Below are 17,551 nucleotides of genomic sequence, written 5' to 3'. Positions count from 1 at the left end.
CATGATCGCGCACGGCCGAGGTCCGGTCGTCCCGCGCGTCCCCGTCCCCCTCCCGCAGATCGGATCCGTCCATGGACCTCGTCACCGTCCGCACCGTGCGGACACCCACACACCGCGACGACCTCGCCCTCGCACCCGGTGAGCGACCGCTCGGTGGCGGCACCTGGCTCTACTCCGAGGAGCAGCCGGGCCTGACCGGGCTCGTCGACCTCACGACGCTCGGCTGGCCCGACGTGGAACGCACGAGTGAGACGCTCACGATCGCCGCGACCTGCACGATCGCCACCCTCGTCCGCACCGCCCCCGACCCGGACTGGACCGCGTGGCCGCTCGTCGGTCGGTGCGCGAACGCGCTCCTGGCCTCGTTCAAGATCTGGAACGCGGCGACGGTCGGCGGGAACGTCGCGGTCGGGCTCCCCGCGGGAGCGATGATCGCACTCCTCGCGACGCTCGACGCGACGGCCGTCGTGTGGACCCCCGACGGGGCCGAGCGCCGGACGGCCGTCGAGCACCTCGTGCAGGGCGTGCGGACGCTCGACCTGCGGGACGGCGAGGTGCTGCGGGCGTTCGAGGTCCCGGTCGCCGCGCTCCGCCACGAGACCGGGTACCGACGGGTGTCGCTCAGCCCGCACGGACGGTCGGGGGCGCTCGTCACCGCGCGCTGGGGGCGTCCGGGTCGGTCGGGCCCGCCCGGGTCCTCCGGCGTCCTCGGCGGCTTCACGCTCGTCGTCACCGCCGCGACACCGCGCCCGGTCGTGCTCCGGTTCTCCGCGGTCCCATCGCACGACGCGCTGGCCGCCGTGCTCGCCGACGTCACCGACTGGTACGACGACCCACACGGGAGCCCCGCGTGGCGCCGCGCGGTCAGCGTGCGGTTCGCACACGAACTCCGGGACGAGGCCGCCGCGTCGGTCGGCAGCCTCACCGGCCGGACCGAGGAGGCGTCGTGAGGCTCCACGTGGACGGCGCCGAGCTCGAGGTCGCCCCGCAGCCCGGTCAGGTCCTCCGGACCCTGCTCCGCGAGCACGGCGTGACGGCCGTCAAGAAGGGCTGCGACTCCGGCGACTGCGGTGCCTGCTCGGTCCTCGTCGACGGCACACCCGTGCACGCGTGCATCACGCCGGCCCATCGGCTCGACGGTGCGACCGTCACCACCGCGGCGGGGCTCGGGACGCCGGAGGACCCGCACCCCGTGCAGCGTGCCTTCGCCGACGCGGCCGCGTTCCAGTGCGGGTTCTGCACCGCCGGGTTCGTCGTCACCGCGTCGACCCTGACCGAGGACGACCACGCCGACCTGCACCGGAAGCTCAAGGGCAACCTCTGCCGCTGCACCGGCTACCGGGCGATCGAGGACGCGCTCGCCGGTGTGCGGAACACCTGCACGCCGACCACCGGCGACGCCGTCGGCACCTCGGTGGCCGCCCCGGCGGCGATGCGCATCGTGACGGGCCGCGAGGAGTACACGCTCGACGTCCGGAAGACCGAGGCGCTCCTGCACGTCGCGGTGCTCGGCAGCCCCCACCCCCACGCACGCATCACCGCGATCGACGTCACGGACGCGGAGGCCCTGCCCGGCGTCCACGCGGTCCTCACCCACCACGACGACCCCGGTGTCCTGTTCTCCACCGGACGCCACGAGTCGCGGCTCGACGACCCGGACGACACCCGCGTGTTCGACCCCGTGCTGCGGTTCCGCGGGCAACGCGTCGCCGCTGTCGTGGCGGACAGCGTGCGCATCGCCGAACAGGCGTGCGAGCACATCCGCGTCGAGTACGAGGTGCTGCCGAGCGTGCACGACCCCGACGCCGCCCGCGCTCCGGGCGCGCCGCTCCTGCACGGCGACAAGACCACGGACGAGCACCGGATCGCGGAGCCGCGTCGGAACGTCGTCGCCGCGTTCCACGACGAGACCGGGGACGTCGAGGCCGCGCTGGCCGCGTCGGCCGCGACCGTCGAGGGCGAGTGGACCACCGGCCGGGTCTCGCACGCGGCGCTCGAGACCCACGCGACCCGCGGGTGGTTCGACGACGACGGCCGACTCGTGCTCCGGACCTCGACGCAGGTGCCGTTCCTGGTCCGCGACGAGATCGCCCGCGTGTTCGGACTCGACCCCGAGCGGGTGCGGGTGCTCGCCAAGCGGGTGGGCGGCGGGTTCGGCGGCAAGCAGGAGATGTTGACCGAGGACCTCGTGACGCTCGCCGTCCTCCGGACCGGTCGGACCGTACAGTACGAGTACGCGCGACGCGACGAGTTCACGATCGCCCCGACGCGGCACCCGATGCGCGTGCGGGTCCGACTCGGTGCGACCGCCGACGGGGTCCTCACGGCCCTCCATGTCGACGAGACCATGGACACCGGTGCCTACGGCAACCACGGCATCGGCGTCATGTTCCACTCGGTGAGCGAGTCCGTCGCCGTGTACCGGTGCGCGGCCAAGCGCGTCGACGCCGAGTCCGTCTACACGAACAACCTGCCCGGCGGGGCGTTCCGCGGCTACGGACTCGGGCAGGTCGTGTTCGCGATCGAGTCCGCCATGGACGAACTCGCGCGCCGCCTCGGCATCGACCCGTTCACGATGCGCCGCAGGAACGTCATCGTGCCGGGTGATCCGCTCGTCGTCACCGACCCCGACGAGGAGTCCGACCTGCACTTCGACGGCAGCTACGGACTCGACCAGTGCATCGACCTGGTCGAGGGCGCCCTGCGGACCGGACCCGACACCGCCGCGCGGGATGCCCTCGTGCCGCGGATGGACGGCCCCGCGCTCGACCCCGCGTCCGGCGACTGGGCGTTCGGATCGGGCATGGCGCTGGCGGCGATCGCGACCCTGCCCCCGCGCGGGCACCACGCCCACGCCACCGTGGCGCTGACGCCCGAGGGGCACTACCGGATCGGCGTCGGGACGGCCGAGTTCGGCAACGGCACGACGACGGTGCACGCGCAGCTCGTCGCAACGGCGCTCGGCACCACCCCCGATCGGGTCGACATCCACCAGTCGGACACCGACGCCGCCCGGCACGACACGGGTGCGTTCGGCTCGGCCGGGGTCGTCGTCGCGGGCAAGGCCCTGTACGCGGCCGCCCTCGACCTGCGCGAGGCGATGACGGCCCGGGCCCTCGACGTCGTCGCAGCGCGGACTCCGCGGACGGCGTCGGGCATCCTCGGGCCGAGCGTGGCCGTCGAACCGGACGGCGTCCGGATCGGGCACGAGTTCGTGTCCGCCGCGGAGCTCCTCGCCGACGGTCCCCTCGTCGCGCACGGCCACCACGACGGCACGCCGCGATCCGTGGCCTTCACGGTGCACGGGATCCGCGTCGCGGTGCATCGACCGACGGGCGAGGTCCGGATCCTGCAGAGCGTCCAGGCGGTCGACGCGGGCACCGTGATGAACCCCGAACAGCTCCGCGGCCAGGTCGAGGGCGGCACCGCGCAGGCGATCGGCTCGTCGCTGTACGAAGAGGTCGTGCTCGACGACACCGGCCGCGTCACGACCGACAGCTTCCGGAACTACCGGGTCCCGAAGATCTCCGACGTGCCGCGGACCGAGGTGGTGTTCGCCGTCACGCACGACCCCCTCGGGCCCCTCGGCGCCAAGTCCATGAGCGAGGCACCCTACAACCCCGTCGCGCCGGCCGTGGCGAACGCGGTCCGCGACGCGATCGGCGTCCGTCCCCACCGCCTCCCGATGACGCGGGACCGGGTCTGGGCGCTCGCGAACGGGGAGGCGGGCTGAGCGGGGTGGTCGGCACCACATCGCGGAGGCGCCTGACGGTGCGCGCGGGTCAGCTCGCCGCGTCGATCGCCACCTCGGGGCCGAGCAGGTGCGGACGGTCGTCCGGTTCCGACGGTTCGCGGGAGTGCCCGCTCCAGAGGGCTGACCGCGCGACGGAACGGAACCGCCGGAGTGCGCGACCCCAGTAGCCGAGCGGTCGCCGTCCGCATGCACGGAGCGCCTCGGCGTGGTCGACGCACAACACCGTCGCAGCTCCGACGGCGACGACCCACCACGCGACCCCGACGGCGGCCCTCGTGAGGTCGGAGGCGTCGGCGAACCCGGCTCGGAGTCCGTCGACCTGGAACCGGAGGTGCTCGCGTTCGTCCGTCCGGATGCGCTCGCCGATCCCGCGCAGGATCGGATCGGGAGCGTGGTCCGCGAGCGCTTCGAAGTACTCGACGGACACCGCTTCGGCGATCATGAACAGCGCGATCTCGGTGCGCAGCCCGAGCAGACGTCGCAGTCGGGTGAACGCCGAGTCGGACCAGTGCCTCCGGAGCGAGGGTGCGCCCATCCGGCGGAGGCCCACACCGAACAGCGCGGAGTGCTTCTGCTCCTCCGACACGAGCAGCTCCAGGGCCCGCGTGTACACGGGGTCGCCGGCCGCCCTCGCCTTGGACAGCAGCCGGACCCCGTCGCCGCCCTCACCGAGCTCGAGCCGTTGGAACGACCGCACCAACCCACGCCGCTGCCGGTCGCTCAGCGCGACGGGAGCCGACCGGTCCCAGTCCCGTTCGAGTCGCTGCTGTCGCGCGGTGTTCGCCTCGAAGTACGCGACCCAGGGGTCGAACCCCGACGACTGCGCGTCCACCAGCGCTGTTCGTGCAGCGTGCTCGGTGCCTGCTGCGGTCCATGTCGTCCCCGCCGCGCTCGACCTGTCGTCCATCGCAACTTCCCTCCGTCGGACCGCTGCCGGTCCGCTCCGTCGACGCGCCTCGCTCCGGTGTCGGACCGGGCGCTGGTGGGACGATCGTCGTCGTCGGGGACCCCGCCGTCGTCAGCCGCCCGGACGAGGTCGCTCGGCCGGACGACCGAGTGGACGTCAGTCGACAGGCCTCCAGCACCACCGCCGCGTGCGCGTTGCCCCGGTACCGTCTCCACATGCCGTGCACGTTCACCACCCATCCAGAAGTGACGATCGAACCGATGGCGCGTGTCGAGGACTGGGGCCTCTCGGCAGCGGGACGGGCGCGCGCCGCCCATGCGGTGGAGGTCGTTCCGCGTCCTGCCCACCTCCGCGGCCCCACAGATCCACCGGGCGGAGGACGTCGCGCCGGCCACCGTCCCGCTAGCGTCCTCGGATGACCGTCGCACCGACCAGCCGGAGCCGCACGACCGCACTCGCCGTCGGTGCCGGATCCGCCGCGGTCGGGTTGCTGCCGTGGATCATCACCGGCATGCGGCTGCCGCTGCAGAACCTCTGGGCGTCCGACGTGACCTCGCCGCACCAGATGCCGATCGCGCTCCTGCCGTTCAGCCAGTACGACGTCGCGCTCATGGCGTCGATGCTCGTCGTGGGCGGCGCACTCGCCGGCGTGCTGTTCCGCGCCGTGCGCGTGCCACGGACGATCGGCACGGTGCTGGCCGCGCTGATCGGCGTGTTCGCGCTCGACCTCGTCGCGGTCGTCGAGTCGGCCGTCGTCACGGGGGTCGGACTCCGTCGGCCGACGGGGTACGTGGCGACGTTCGTCACCCCGGAGCAGGTCTATCTGTTCGGGTTGGTGGTCATCGCGCTGTCGGCGACCGTGGTCGCACTCGTCGCCTGTTCGCTCGTCGTCGCTGTTCCGGCCCCCGGGCCCGTGATCGGCATCGCGCTCGCCGCGGCGACGCTGACGGACTGGGCCGACGCACTCGTCGTCCGGCCGACCACGGCACCGCCGACCTGGTCCGCGGATCTGCTGTCCGTGTCCCACCTGCTGCCCGGGCTGGCCGTCGGTGTCGCGGTCGGCTCGTTCTGGCAGCGCCCGTTCGGTCGGCAGATCGTCGGGGCCGTCGTCGCGTTCGGGCTGGCGTGGATCGGACCGACCTCGATCGTGGCGCTGACCGGCGCGCTCGGGTCCCGCGCGCTGCTCACGGTGCCGAGCGAGTTCGCGGACTTCGCGGTCCTCCTGTTCACCACCGAGGCACGGTCGTGGCAGGTGTGGGGTGGGGTCCTGATCGGCGTCATCGTCGCCGTCGCGCTGATCGTCGTGCGGTCCGTCAGAGCGCGAGCGACCGCAACCACGCGTCCGCCTGGCGCTGCGAGCGGAGACGGACGACACGGAGCTGCGGCCAGTCGCGCTCAGCGGCGACGACGTTCGCTCTGATCCGTGCGCGGCCCTTCCAGCCCCAGCGGATGATGTGCTCGGGGTTCCCGATGAACGTCCGCAGCGGCGGTTCGACGTTGCCGTTCCAGAGCTCGACGCGTCGCACCGACCGTCGGATCGTCCGCAGCACGAGGCGGGACATGTGCAGGAGCACCGGGTAGTCGAGCGCGACGAGCGTGTCCGCACGCGACACCACGAGGTCGCCGAGTTGCGACGTGTACGCCCACTCGGTGACCCACCTCGGTTCGCGCGTGAACGCGTCGACCGCCTCGACGAAGTCGGGTCGGGGCGTCCAGCCCGGACCGTGGAAGAGCGCGTCGACCTCGGTGTGCGGCAACCCGGCGACGCGTTCGATCTGCTGCGCGAAGGTGGTCTTGCCCGCGCCGGACGGCCCGGCGACCAGGACGCGCTGGGGCGGCGGGGTCAGGCGGTCGGAGGAGTCGAGCACATCCCGACCCTAGACAAGGGCGCCGCTTCCTCGTCCTCGCGGATCTGGCGCCGTCTCCCGCCACCTCGCTGGTCGGGATGCCAGGATGACCTACGGCACGTCGCACCGGCGGCGGTCGGGAAGGCAACGATGTCGAAGCGGACGTACGCGCAGCACCTCCAGGCGATGATCGAGCGCGCCGGGTCCCTCACGGCGCAGGAGGCCGAGGCGCTCGGTCGCCTGTGGAAGGCCGACGAGGACATCGTGCTGCCCGAGCCGAGCTGGGCGTTCGAGATCCAGGGGGGCATCGACGTCCCCGTCGTCACGAACGTGCAGCTCGTCGCCGCCTGGGAGCACGCGCTCCACGCTGCGGGTACCGCGGGCCGAGTCGACGAGATCGAAGCCGCGCAGGACGCCGGCCGTGCGGCGGCACGCGACCTCCGTCACATCCACGACGACGAACTCGCCGAGGACGGCGCGCAGGAAGCCGTCCGTTCCGCGGTACTCGCGGCCGGCGTCCGCGACCTGATCCCGGACGACGAGTACCAGACGCTCACCACGGCGTGGCGGCGCGTGCTCGGCGAGCTGCCCGCCTGAGCCACACGGGGTCTCCCGTCCGAGGGCGGCGTCGCGCTCCCCGGCCCTGGTGACGCTGGCGGCCTCCTACGCCACCGCAGGCGTCCGACCCAACCGCTCCCGCAGCCGGGCCGCCAGCTCGCGCTCGTCCGCGGCCACGAGCCTCCCGTCCCGGACGACGACGCGGCCGCCGACGACGACGTGCCGTGGACGGCGACCGGGTGACGCCCAGAGGAGGCCCGCGACCGGGTCGTCGACGCCGGCATCGGCGACGCCCGAGACGTCCCACACGCAGAGATCACCGGCGGTCCCGGCACCCAGGTGACCGAGTTCCGGCCGACCGAGACCGGCGGCGGACCCGGCGGTCGCCATCCCGAGCACCTGGCGGGCCGGGAGCTGCGGGCCGACGAGCGAGGACACCTGCATGGCCAGACGGGCGTCGGCGAGCAGGTGACCGGCGTCGTTGCTCCCGCCACCGCTCGTCCCGAGTCCGACGGCGATGCCGGCGTCGGCGAGGCGGGCGACCGGTGCGATTCCCCAGCCCATCGGCACGTCGCAGCCCGGCGCGTGCGTCGCGGTGACACCGGCCCCGGCGAGTCGGGTGATCTCGTCGTCCGTGACGTCGCACAGATGCGCGATGGTGACGTCCGGTGCGAGCCAGCCCCAGTCCTCCAGGAGGTCGATGGGGCGTCGGCCGTACCGCTCGAGCGCGATCGCGGTGTCCACCTGTTCGTTCGCCTGCGTCCGCCGCCGGAGGCCGTGGCGCGCGGCGACCTCACCGAGTGCCAGGAAGGTCTCACGCCCGTCGGAGTGCACGCCCGCCGGCCCGACCGCGATCTGGAGGCGACCGTCCGGGTCGACGCCGCCCACGGCCTCCCGGTCGAGCAAGGCGCCGACGATCGCGTCGGCCGACGCCGCGGCCTGCTCCGGGTCGTCCCGAGCGGAGCCGCGGACGAAGACGAGTCGGCCGCCGAGTGCGCGGACGGCGTCGGCCGTCGCCCGCGCGAGCGCGACGGTGTCCTCGGGCGTGGCGTCGGTGGACCAGTTGAGGTGGTGGTCGGCGATGGTCGTCACGCCACTCAGGAGGCCCTCGGCGGCTCCCACGGTCGCCGCCAGTCCGTACAGCTCGGGGTCGTGCCCCACTCGTCCGTAGGCGGCGGCCATCGCGGGGAGCCAGTCCGCCATCGGGACCCCACGCGTTCCGGGCAGGGTGCGGAACGCCGTCTGCAACAGATGGTGGTGTGCGTTCACGAGTCCGGGCGTGACGACGCAGCCCGTCGCGTCGAGGGTGGAGGACTCCGCGTGGCCGTCCTCGAGGACGACGTCGCCGCCGCGCTCCGTGCCGGGATCGACGAGGACACGGACGGCGCCGGTGACGGTGAGCATGGGGCCGTTGTAGCAGCGCAGTGTTTCCGGGCGGTGGCGGTGTGTTTCGGCGCGATGACGAGGGGGCGGGACCCGCCGACGCTCGTGACCGACCGGAAACATCCCCGGAACACGTCGCCCCTAGGGTCACAGGCATGGCCCAGACCCTGATCCGTGGCGGGTGGGTGCTCACCGGAGCGCCCGAGTCCGTCCCCGTCGCCGGTGTCCCCGCACACTCCGACGCCTCGCCGACGCCCGCCGCGATCCGTGACGGTGCCGTCCTCGTCGACGGCGATCGCATCGGGGCGGTCGGCACCTACGACGACCTGCGGGCGGCGAACCCACACGCGGTCGTCCGCGGCGGGGCGTACGACATCGTGACGCCCGGGTTCGTGAACACGCACGGGCACTTCAGCGAGGGGCTCATCACCGGCATCGGCTCGCAGTACACGCTGTGGGAGTGGCTGCAGGAACTCATCGCACCCGTCAACCCGGTCATGACGCGGGACAAGGCGTACGCGGGGACGATGCTCCAGGGCATCCAGATGCTCCGCAGCGGCGTGACGACGGCGAACGACATGTTCTGCTCGGACCCGATCCCGGGCGACCCCGCCACGCCGGGCGTCGTCCAGGCGCTCGACGAGCTGGGGCTCCGCGGCGTGCTCTCGTTCGGGTCCGGTGACGTCGACCGGGACTTCGGGCCCGCGCCGATCCTCGACGAACTCCGTGTGCTCGAGGAGGCCACCGCCGCGAGCCGGTACAGCTCGTTCCGCGTCGGGATCTCCTCCATCGGCCGCTACACCGACGCCGCGTGGGAGCAGCACATCGGGTACGCGGTGGACGGCGGCCACGGCATCCACATCCACATCCACGAGGTGCGCGAGGAGGTCACCGCGGCGCGACAGCGCACCGGCAAGACCGTCGTCGGGCACGCGGCGGCCACCGGCATGTTCGCCGTCCCCGTGATCGCCGCGCACAGCGTGTGGGTGGACCGGGAGGACCGGCAGCTCTACGCGGAGCACGGCGTCGGCGTCGCACACAACCCGGTCGCGAACGGCATCCTGGCGAGCGGCATCGCTCCCGTCGCCGAACTCCGCGCCCTCGGCGTCCCGGTCGGCATCGGCGTGGACGGTCCCGCCTCGAACGACTCCCAGGACTTCCTGCAGGCGATGAAGACCGCGGCGCTGCTCGCCCGGATGCGCGATCTGCAGGCGACCGCGATGAGCGCCCGCGAAGCGTTCGAGATGGGCACCATCGGCGGCGCGCGGGCGCTGCGGATGGACGGCGAGATCGGCTCGCTCGAGCCCGGCAAGCGCGCGGACGTCGTCGTGTTCGACGGCGACAGCCCGGCGCTGGCGAACGTGCACGACCCCTACCAGGCGGTCGTGTTCGTCGCCGGGAGCCGCGAGGTCAAGGACGTGTGGGTCGACGGCGAGCTGAGCCTCGCCGATGGCGAGGTCACGCGCGTCGATCCGGCCGAGGCCGTCGCGCGGGCTCGGCCGCTGGCCCAGCAGCTCGTCGCCGAGGCGGGGTTGTCCCGGCTGTCCGCGCTCGGCGGGGGCCCGCTCGAGGGCACGGAGCGGCCCTGAATCGGGAGGCCCGTGGGCACGGGTCCGCAGGCCTCCGGCCCTAGCCGGCGCGGACCGCTGCGGCGATCCGCTGCGCCGCCTGCGTCGGGTCGATGTGCGTCGTGTCGACCACCTCCGCCTCGGCGTGGAGCCAGGTGCGAGCGGCCTCGGCGTAGGGCTCCAGGCGCGAGAACCGGAACGTCGACGGGCCGAGGACCGGATCGTTCTGGATCCGGTCGCGGATCGTCTCCTGGTCGGCGTGCAGGACGAAGTGCCGGACCGTGATGTCGTGCGCGGCGAGGCCGTCGCTGATCTCGCGCCAGTACCGCTCGACGAGGACGGTCATCGGCATGACGAGGGTCCCGCCCGTGTACTGCAGCACGCGTCGGGCGGTCTCGACGACGAGCGGTCGCCAGGGCGCCCAGTGCTGGAAGTCGTCGGTCGCCGGGAGGCCCGGTCGGATGTCCATGAGGACCTCACCGACCTTCTCGGCGTCGAGGACGCGCGCGTCCGGGAGCATCTGCTGCACGAGCGCGCTCGTCGTCGTCTTCCCCACACCGTGGGTGCCGTTGATCCACACGATCATGCGCGGGACTGTACCGGTCGCGCATGCCGACACCGGACCTCCCGGACGTCGGCGCGCCGTGGTCCACGGGTGGCTCGGGTCGTGCCAACCCACGTGGATCGGGGTACGACGGGTGCATGGTCAGCGCGAGTCCGGTCCCCCAGTCCGCCACGAGCGAGGACAGCCACCTCAAGCAGCGGCTCGGCTACTGGTCCCTGGTCGCCACGGGAATCGGCAGCGTCATCGGTTCGGGCTGGCTGTTCTCCGCGATGTACGCCGCACAGACGGCGGGGCCGGCAGCGCTCATCGCGTGGGTGATCGGCGGCGCGGTCATGCTCGCGGTCGCACTCGTGTTCGCCGAACTCGGCATGGTGCACCCCGAATCCGGTGGGCTGGTCCGGTACCCGCTGTACTCGAACGGGCGCTTCGCCGCGAGCATCGTGGGCTGGAGCATGTGGGTCACCTACGTCGCGAACCCGCCGACCGAAGCGTCCGGGGTCGTCCAGTACGCCAGCTCGTACATCCCCGGGCTCTTCCGCCACGGCCAGCTGACGTTCCCCGGGATCCTCGTCGCCATCGGCCTCATGGCGGTGTTCGTCGTCGTCAACTACTTCGGTGTGCAGTTCTTCGCACGCAGCAACAACATCGTCACCGCGGTCAAGATCTGCATCCCGACACTGACCATCGTCATGCTGTTCGCGAGCGGGTTCACGCACAGCGGTGGCGCGGGTGGCACGCACAACTTCGCCGCCGGCGGCGGGTTCGCGCCGTACGGCATCGGCGCGGCCCTCGGCACCATCGCGACCGCGGGCATGGTGTTCGCCTACACCGGCTTCCGCAACATCGTCGAGCTGTCGGGCGAGGCCCGGAACCCGCACCGGAACATCCCAGCCTCACTCGTCACGACGATCCTCGCGGCGATCGCGCTCTACCTGCTGCTGCAGCTCGCGTTCATCTTCGGCGTGCCGCAGCACCTGCTCGGCAAGGGCTGGAGCGGCATCGACTTCAACTCGCCCTTCGCGCAGCTCGCCATGCTCCTGGGTATGACCTGGCTGTACTGGGTCCTCATCGCCGACTCCATGGTGTCGCCGTCGGGGTCGGGCATCGTCTTCACGGCGTCGAACGCGCGCAACATGTTCGGCCTGGCGAAGAACCGGTTCTTCCCCTCGTGGTTCGCCAAGGTGCACCCGGGATCCGGCGTGCCGCGACGGGCGCTCATCACGAACTTCCTCGTCGGCATCCTGTTCCTGCTCCCCCTGCCGAGCTGGCACGCGATCATCGGTGTGACGGGCACGCTCATCGCGTTCACGTTCTCGATCGGCTCGGTGTCGCTCGTCGCGTTCCGGCGGTCGGGTCTGGCTGATCGCGCGGCACGCCTGCCCGGGATGTCGGTGATCGCGCCGTTCGCGTTCGTCGTGAGCGCGCTCGTCATCTACTGGGTGCCGTGGTCCGAGCTGGTCCTCACCATCCCGATCGTCGTCGTCGGACTCATCTGGTACGCGGTCACGTACGCCCTGCAGCACCACGGTGCGGGTGAGGTCGTCGGCGGCATCTGGCTCGTCGCGTACCTCGCCGTCGTCTACGGCATGTCGGCGATCGGGAGCTTCGGCGGCCTCGGCTTCATCGGGGCGCCGTGGGACTCCGTCGTGCTCGCGGTGCTCGCGGCCGGCCTGTACGTGTGGGGCACGCAGTCCGGGATCCGCTACATGCGCTCGCGTCCCGAACTCGTCGACGAGCTCCGCGCGCAGCGGATCGACGCGGGCCGCTAGCCGCTCAGGCGCGGCGTCCGGCCAGCGCCAGGAGCGTCCGAGCCGGTGCTGACAGGCTGGCGGACCAGATGGCGCTGAGCGGTCGGACGAGAGGCGGGTCGGCGACCGGGATCCGGACGAGGCGACCGCTGCCGAGTTCGGCCGCGACGGTCCGGAGGCTCATGACAGCGGGAGCGACACCGGCGACGGCGTTCGCCCGCACCACACCGGTCGTGCCGAGCACAGCGGCCGGCTCGTGGAGTGAGAGGCCGGCGGCATGGAGCCATGCCTCCAAGGTCGCGCGCGTGCCCGACCCCTCCTCCCGCACGAGCAGCGGCGTGCTCGCGAGGTCGGCTGCCGCGACCACCCCGCGTTCCGCCCAGGCGTGATCCGGCGAGACGACAACGGCGAGTTCGTCGTCCATGAGCGGGGCGTGGCGCAGGTCGGTCGCCATCGACGGGCCTTCGACGAACCCGAGATCGGCACGCCCCGACCGGACGTGCTCGACCGCGTCCGCCGAGTTCCCCGACAGGAGCCGGACCGTGACCGTCGGGAGCGCCACGCGGAGTTCGAGCAACCAGGACGGCAGGAACAGTTCGGCGACCGTCTGGGAAGCAGCGACCGTGAGGGAACCGGTGTCGGCTCGCAACGCGTCGATCCCCACCTCGAGCCGACGGGCCGCTTCGAGCACGGGCTGAGCGAGCTCGAGCACCGTGGTGCCGGCCGTCGTCAGGGTCGATCCGCTCGAGGACCGCCGGAGCAAGGGCACGCCGACCAGCCGCTCCGCGGCGCCGATCCGGGCCGACACCGCCTGCTGGGTGATGCCGAGCGAGGTCGCTGCCCGCGAGAACGAGCCGGTCTCCGCGACGCGATCGAGGACCTCGATGGTGTCGAGGTCGAGCAAGCGATCGGTCAGTCGTCGGACCACAAGTGGCCATTGTGGCAGGACAACGGGATCGTCGTTCCGCGGCCCTCCTTGTCGACGCGATCGTGGAGGCATGACCACCGACACCACTCCCCGACCCACAGCGCGTCGCCGCATGATGTTCCGAGAACTCGACAGGTCCGACTCGGTCGTCTCGAATCTCACGCCGAACTGGTTCGCGTCGATCATGGGCACCGGCATCGTCGCGACGACGGCGGCAACGCTGCCACTGCAGTTCCCGGGCCTCCGCCTGTTCGCGACCGCGATCTGGGCGGTCGCAGCGGTGATGCTCGTCGCACTCGTCTGTGCGACCGTCGCGCACTGGACTCGATTCAGCGGCGTCGCCAGGCAGCACCACCTGCATCCCGTGATCGCGCACTTCTACGGCGCGCCGCCGATGGCGTTCCTCACCGTCGGAGCCGGCGCGCTCCTCGTCGGTCGGGACTGGGTCGGGCTGTCGGCCGCGGTCACCGTGGACTGGGTCCTCTGGTCGCTCGGCACGCTGATGGGCCTCGTCAGTGCCGTCGCGGTCCCGTACCTCGTGTTCACGCGCCACGAGAACGGACCGGCGGCCGCGTTCGGTGGGTGGCTCATGCCGATCGTGCCGCCCATGGTGTCCGCGTCCACAGGAGCGCTGTTGCTGCCGCACGCGCCGGACGGCCAGGCCAGGATCACGCTGCTCTGGGGCTGCTACGCCTGCTTCGGCATGAGCCTCGTGGCGTCCCTGGCGGTCATCGGGCTCATCTGGGGCCGACTCAGCGAGCACGGCGTGGGACCTGCTTCCATGGTTCCGACGCTCTGGATCGTGCTCGGTCCGGTAGGGCAGTCGATCACCGCCGTGAACCTGCTCGCGGGCAACGCCCCGTCCGCAGTGGGCGCGCGGATGGCGCACGCGCTGCTCGTCCTCGCGTTGGTCTACGGCTTCGCGATGCTCGGATTCGCGCTGCTGTGGACCACTCTGGCCGTCCTGGTCACGGCACGTGCCGTCCGGCGAGGGCTGCCGTTCGGCCTGACCTGGTGGTCGTTCACCTTCCCGGTCGGGACGTGCGCCACCGGGCTGAACGGGCTCGCCCTCCACTCCGGGCTGGTCGCGGTCGACGTGCTCGCCGTGGTCTACGCCGTCGGGCTCGTCGCCGCATGGTGTCTCGTCGCGGTCCGGACGTTCCACGGGTCCGTCGTCACCGGAGCGCTCCTGTCACCCCCAGCCTGAGCTCGGTCGAAGTCGCGCCCGGACGACGAGCGCGCCGAGCAGCGACAGCGCAGTCGTCGTCGGCGCGCGCTCTCCGGCAGCGATGGGCCCTACAGGTCGAGCACGAGCCGCGGGCAGCCGCCGCGCGCCCGCGAGACGCAGATCATCATCGTCAGCCCCTCGGCGTGCTCCTCGGCGCTGAGCACGGTGTCCCGGTGCTCGACCTCCCCCTCGAGCACGGGGGTCTCGCAGGTGCCGCACGTGCCCTCGCGGCACGACGACAGCACGAGCACGCCCGCGTCCTCGACGACGTCGAGCAGCGACCGGTCGGGAGGCACGGTGACGGTGATCCCCGACAGCGCCAGTTCCGCCTCGAACGGCTCCCCCGGTGCGGTGGCATCGTCGGCGGCCGTGAACCGCTCGACCCGGACGGCGTCAGGGCCGCGGTGGGCGCCGGCCGCCACGACCGCGTCCACGAGCCGCCGCGGCCCGCACGCGTAGACGACCGCGTCCGAGGGTCCCGCGAGCAGGCCCGGCACGTCGAGCCGGGTGCCCTCGTCGCCCGGGTACAGCCGGACCTGGGCCGGGTGCGCTGCGGCGAGGTCCCCCGCGAACGCCATCCCCGCCCGATCCCGTCCCGCGTAGTGCAGGGTCCACGGGGTGCCATCGGCCTCGGCCAGGGCGATCATCGGCAGGATCGGGGTGATCCCGATGCCGCCGGCCACGAACACCGCCGGCCGTGCGGGGTCGAACGCGAAGTGGTTGCGCGGACCGCGGACGGCCACGGTCTCGCCGGGCACGAGGACGTCGTGCACGGCGGCGGATCCCCCGCGGCCCTCCTGCTCGCGGAGGACGGCGACGCGCCAGTGCCCGTCCGCGGTCGTGGCGACGAGGGAGTACTGCCGCTCGAGCCCGGGCCGCACCTCGAGGTCGACGTGCGCCCCCGGGGTCCACGCGGGCAGCGGTGCCGCGTCCACCGGAGCGAGGTCGAGGGTGACGACGTCCCGGGCCACCGCGGTCCTGGCCGTGACCCGGACGGCGATGCGGGCCTCCTGCGCGCTCATGCCGCACCTCCGGTCGGCGCGGGCGTCTGCTTGACGACGATGAGGTGGAACCGCTCGCCGTCGGCGCTGCACCATCGGTGCGGCGTGCCGCCGCGGTAGTACGCGGAGTCGCCGACGCCGAGCCGCGTCACGTCCCCGGCGAGGTCGAGGAGCACCGCCCCGGCCACGACGGTGAGGAACTCGTCCTCGTGGTGTTCGTAGTGCTCGCCGGGATCGGTGTTCGCGCCGATCCACTCGAGGGGCTCGAACGCGTGGCTGCCGCCGTGCACGAGCAGGCGGGCCGATCCCAGGGCGAACGGGCTCCGGGCACCCTCGTGGGCGCGGACGACCTCGGGGCGCGGGTCGTCGGGCTCGCGGAGCTGCGGATCACCGGCGGCGAGCAGCGCGACCTGGCTCGTCCCGAGTGCGCCGGCGATGCGGTCGAGCGACACCATGCTCGCTCGGGTGTGCCCGCGCTCGAGCTGGCTGAGGAACGAGTGCGACAGCCCGCTCCGGTCGGCGAGCTGCACGAGCGTCAGGGACCGGCCACGTCGGAGTTCGCGGATGTGCTGGCCGATCCGGCGGGCCTGCTCGTCGACGACGCGCGTGCCGGCGGCGTCGGGGTCGACGACCTCGGTGGTGACCACGGGCTCCTCCATCGTGCTGGCCGCTGCGGGCGGCGTCGCGGGTCGTTACATGCGGCAACGGGGGCGAAACGCGCGGGAAACGTGGCCGCCCTAGCATCGGCGATGTTGATGCGATCAACATTTTGGCACACGAGCGGAGGGATCCCGTGAGCGCGACACTGCCCCGGCCACTGGCACTCCTGCGCCACGGACTGCTGCCCGACGGGCGCCGTATCGACATCGCGATCGAGGGCGGCACGGTGTCCGAGGTCGCCCCGGCCGGCACGCTCACGGCGGACGCCGACGCCACCCTCGACCTCGAGGGGCGTCTGCTCCTCACGGCCCCCGCGGAGCCCCACGCGCACCTCGACAAGGCGCTGAGCTTCGACCGGATCCGACCCCCGCTCGGTGACCTCGGCTCGGCCATCGGCGCCTGGATCGCCCACGCGGCGGACATGACCGTCGACGACATCGCCGACCGGGCCCGCACCCAGGCCCTCGCGATGCTCGCCACGGGCACGACCGCGGTCCGCACGCACGTCGACGTGCTCAGCGGCGACGGAACGGCCACGACCGACCAGGCCACCCGCGGCGCACGAGCGCTGCTCCGGGTGCGGCGTGAACTCGCCGGCCTCATGGACATCGAGCTCGTCGCACTCGCCGGTCACCGCGCGCCGGACGCGCACGTCGAAGCGGTGCTCGACCTCGGGGTGGACCTCGTCGGCGGTGCCCCGCACCTCGCCGACGACCCGGACGCGGATCTCGACCGCCTCCTCGCGATCGCGGCGCGGCGCGGACTCGGCGTCGACATGCACGCCGACGAGAGCCTCGACGGGCCGGTGACGCTCGACCGCTACGCGCGGACGGTGCGGGACTGGCCACGGGACCGGCAGTACTCGGCGGGACACTGCGTGCGTCTCGGCACCCTGTCGCCGCAGCGCCGCGCCGAGGTGATCGAGGACGTGCTCGCCGCGGACCTCGGCGTCATCACACTTCCGATCACGAACCTGTACCTGCAGGGCTGGCAGCACCCGGTGTCGACGCCGCGCGGTCTGACGGCGCTCCGGGCGCTCCTCGACGCCGGCGTCCGGGTGGCGGCCGGAGCGGACAACGTCCGGGACCCGTTCAACCCGGTCGGGCGGTCGGACGCGCTCGAGACCGCTTCGCTGCTCGTGACCGCGGGACACCTCACGCCGGAGGAGGCGTACCGGCTCGTCAGCGACGGCGCCCGCAGTGTCATGGGCCTCCCGCCCGCCGGGGCGGTGCCGGGTGCGCGGGCCGAGTTCCTGGCCATCGCCGCGTCGAGTCTCATCGAGGCCGTCGCCGAGGCCCCCGCGGACCCCCACGCGCACCTCGACAAGGCGCTGAGCTTCGACCGGATCCGACCCCCGCTCGGTGACCTCGGCTCGGCCATCGGCGCCTGGATCGCCCACGCGGC

The 17,551-nt window shown here is 72.9% G+C and carries 15 protein-coding genes; 8 read left to right on the top strand and 7 right to left on the bottom strand.

Annotation, left to right across the window (positions count from 1 at the left end; translation table 11 throughout):
• Positions 1–71 precede the first annotated feature (71 nt).
• Both DEI86_RS02425 and DEI86_RS02420 read left to right on the top strand, forming a co-directional pair.
• Positions 72–950 (top strand): FAD binding domain-containing protein, encoded by an 879-nt coding sequence (locus DEI86_RS02425; protein WP_111048757.1) that lies wholly within the window; start codon positions 72–74, stop codon positions 948–950.
• Entirely contained in the window at positions 947–3,733 is a 2,787-nt protein-coding gene (locus DEI86_RS02420; RefSeq protein ID WP_111048756.1) for a molybdopterin cofactor-binding domain-containing protein, read from the top strand. The genes DEI86_RS02425 and DEI86_RS02420 overlap by 4 nt, the downstream gene beginning before the upstream one ends.
• Before the next feature lie 49 nt (positions 3,734–3,782).
• On the opposite strand, the gene DEI86_RS02415 is transcribed toward DEI86_RS02420, so the two are convergent.
• Positions 3,783–4,661 carry a ferritin-like domain-containing protein gene (locus DEI86_RS02415; protein ID WP_258376445.1) on the bottom strand — a complete coding sequence of 293 codons (879 nt, stop codon included), beginning with the start codon at positions 4,659–4,661 and terminating at the stop codon, positions 3,783–3,785.
• Between the two features lie 415 nt (positions 4,662–5,076).
• Between DEI86_RS02415 and DEI86_RS02410 the strand changes: the two genes are divergently transcribed.
• The gene (locus DEI86_RS02410; protein WP_111048754.1) at positions 5,077–6,081 is read left to right on the top strand and encodes a hypothetical protein; all 1,005 of its coding nucleotides are present in this window, start codon (positions 5,077–5,079) and stop codon (positions 6,079–6,081) included.
• Here DEI86_RS02410 and DEI86_RS02405 read toward each other — a convergent pair.
• Positions 5,975–6,529: an AAA family ATPase gene (locus DEI86_RS02405; protein ID WP_111048753.1), complete on the bottom strand. Its 555-nt coding sequence runs from the start codon at positions 6,527–6,529 to the stop codon at positions 5,975–5,977. The two genes, DEI86_RS02410 and DEI86_RS02405, sit on opposite strands and share 107 nt — an antisense overlap.
• A 129-nt stretch (positions 6,530–6,658) precedes the next feature.
• Between DEI86_RS02405 and DEI86_RS02400 the strand changes: the two genes are divergently transcribed.
• Positions 6,659–7,105, top strand: a complete 447-nt coding sequence (locus DEI86_RS02400; RefSeq protein WP_111008981.1) for a hypothetical protein — start codon at positions 6,659–6,661, stop codon at positions 7,103–7,105.
• 66 nt (positions 7,106–7,171) lie between these two features.
• On the opposite strand, the gene DEI86_RS02395 is transcribed toward DEI86_RS02400, so the two are convergent.
• Positions 7,172–8,470, bottom strand: coding sequence for an amidohydrolase family protein (locus tag DEI86_RS02395; RefSeq protein ID WP_111048752.1), 1,299 nt, complete (start codon positions 8,468–8,470; stop codon positions 7,172–7,174).
• Between the two features lie 134 nt (positions 8,471–8,604).
• Here DEI86_RS02395 and DEI86_RS02390 point away from each other — a divergent pair, with 134 nt between their 5' ends.
• Positions 8,605–10,038 (top strand): amidohydrolase family protein, encoded by a 1,434-nt coding sequence (locus DEI86_RS02390; RefSeq protein ID WP_111048751.1) that lies wholly within the window; start codon positions 8,605–8,607, stop codon positions 10,036–10,038.
• 40 nt (positions 10,039–10,078) lie between these two features.
• Here DEI86_RS02390 and DEI86_RS02385 read toward each other — a convergent pair whose 3' ends face one another.
• Entirely contained in the window at positions 10,079–10,603 is a 525-nt protein-coding gene (locus tag DEI86_RS02385) for an AAA family ATPase (protein WP_111048750.1), read from the bottom strand.
• A 116-nt stretch (positions 10,604–10,719) separates the two neighbouring features.
• Between DEI86_RS02385 and DEI86_RS02380 the strand changes: the two genes are divergently transcribed.
• On the top strand, positions 10,720–12,351 hold the full coding sequence (locus tag DEI86_RS02380) for an APC family permease (protein WP_111048881.1): 1,632 nt from the start codon (positions 10,720–10,722) through the stop codon (positions 12,349–12,351).
• A gap of 4 nt (positions 12,352–12,355) precedes the next feature.
• On the opposite strand, the gene DEI86_RS02375 is transcribed toward DEI86_RS02380, so the two are convergent.
• Positions 12,356–13,258, bottom strand: coding sequence for a LysR family transcriptional regulator (locus DEI86_RS02375; protein WP_258376444.1), 903 nt, complete (start codon positions 13,256–13,258; stop codon positions 12,356–12,358).
• A gap of 70 nt (positions 13,259–13,328) precedes the next feature.
• Here DEI86_RS02375 and DEI86_RS02370 point away from each other — a divergent pair, with 70 nt between their 5' ends.
• On the top strand, positions 13,329–14,465 hold the full coding sequence (locus tag DEI86_RS02370) for a TDT family transporter (protein WP_111048749.1): 1,137 nt from the start codon (positions 13,329–13,331) through the stop codon (positions 14,463–14,465).
• 89 nt (positions 14,466–14,554) lie between these two features.
• Here the strand turns inward: DEI86_RS02370 and DEI86_RS02365 are convergent, their stop codons facing one another.
• Both DEI86_RS02365 and DEI86_RS02360 read right to left on the bottom strand, forming a co-directional pair.
• On the bottom strand, positions 14,555–15,508 hold the full coding sequence (locus DEI86_RS02365) for a PDR/VanB family oxidoreductase (RefSeq protein WP_111048748.1): 954 nt from the start codon (positions 15,506–15,508) through the stop codon (positions 14,555–14,557).
• A complete protein-coding gene (locus DEI86_RS02360) occupies positions 15,505–16,134 on the bottom strand; it encodes a helix-turn-helix domain-containing protein (protein WP_258376443.1) in 630 nt (209 codons plus the stop codon). Before DEI86_RS02360 ends, DEI86_RS02365 begins: the two co-directional genes overlap by 4 nt.
• Positions 16,135–16,280: 146 nt before the next feature.
• Between DEI86_RS02360 and DEI86_RS02355 the strand changes: the two genes are divergently transcribed.
• A partial coding sequence (locus DEI86_RS02355; protein WP_111048747.1) for an amidohydrolase family protein occupies positions 16,281–17,551 on the top strand: 1,271 nt, incomplete at its 3' end.

Source organism: Curtobacterium sp. MCBD17_028 (assembly GCF_003234875.1).
Classification (GTDB): domain Bacteria; phylum Actinomycetota; class Actinomycetes; order Actinomycetales; family Microbacteriaceae; genus Curtobacterium.
The sequence above is the reverse complement of the archived record's forward strand: the minus strand, read 5'-3'. Positions and strand labels throughout refer to the sequence as shown.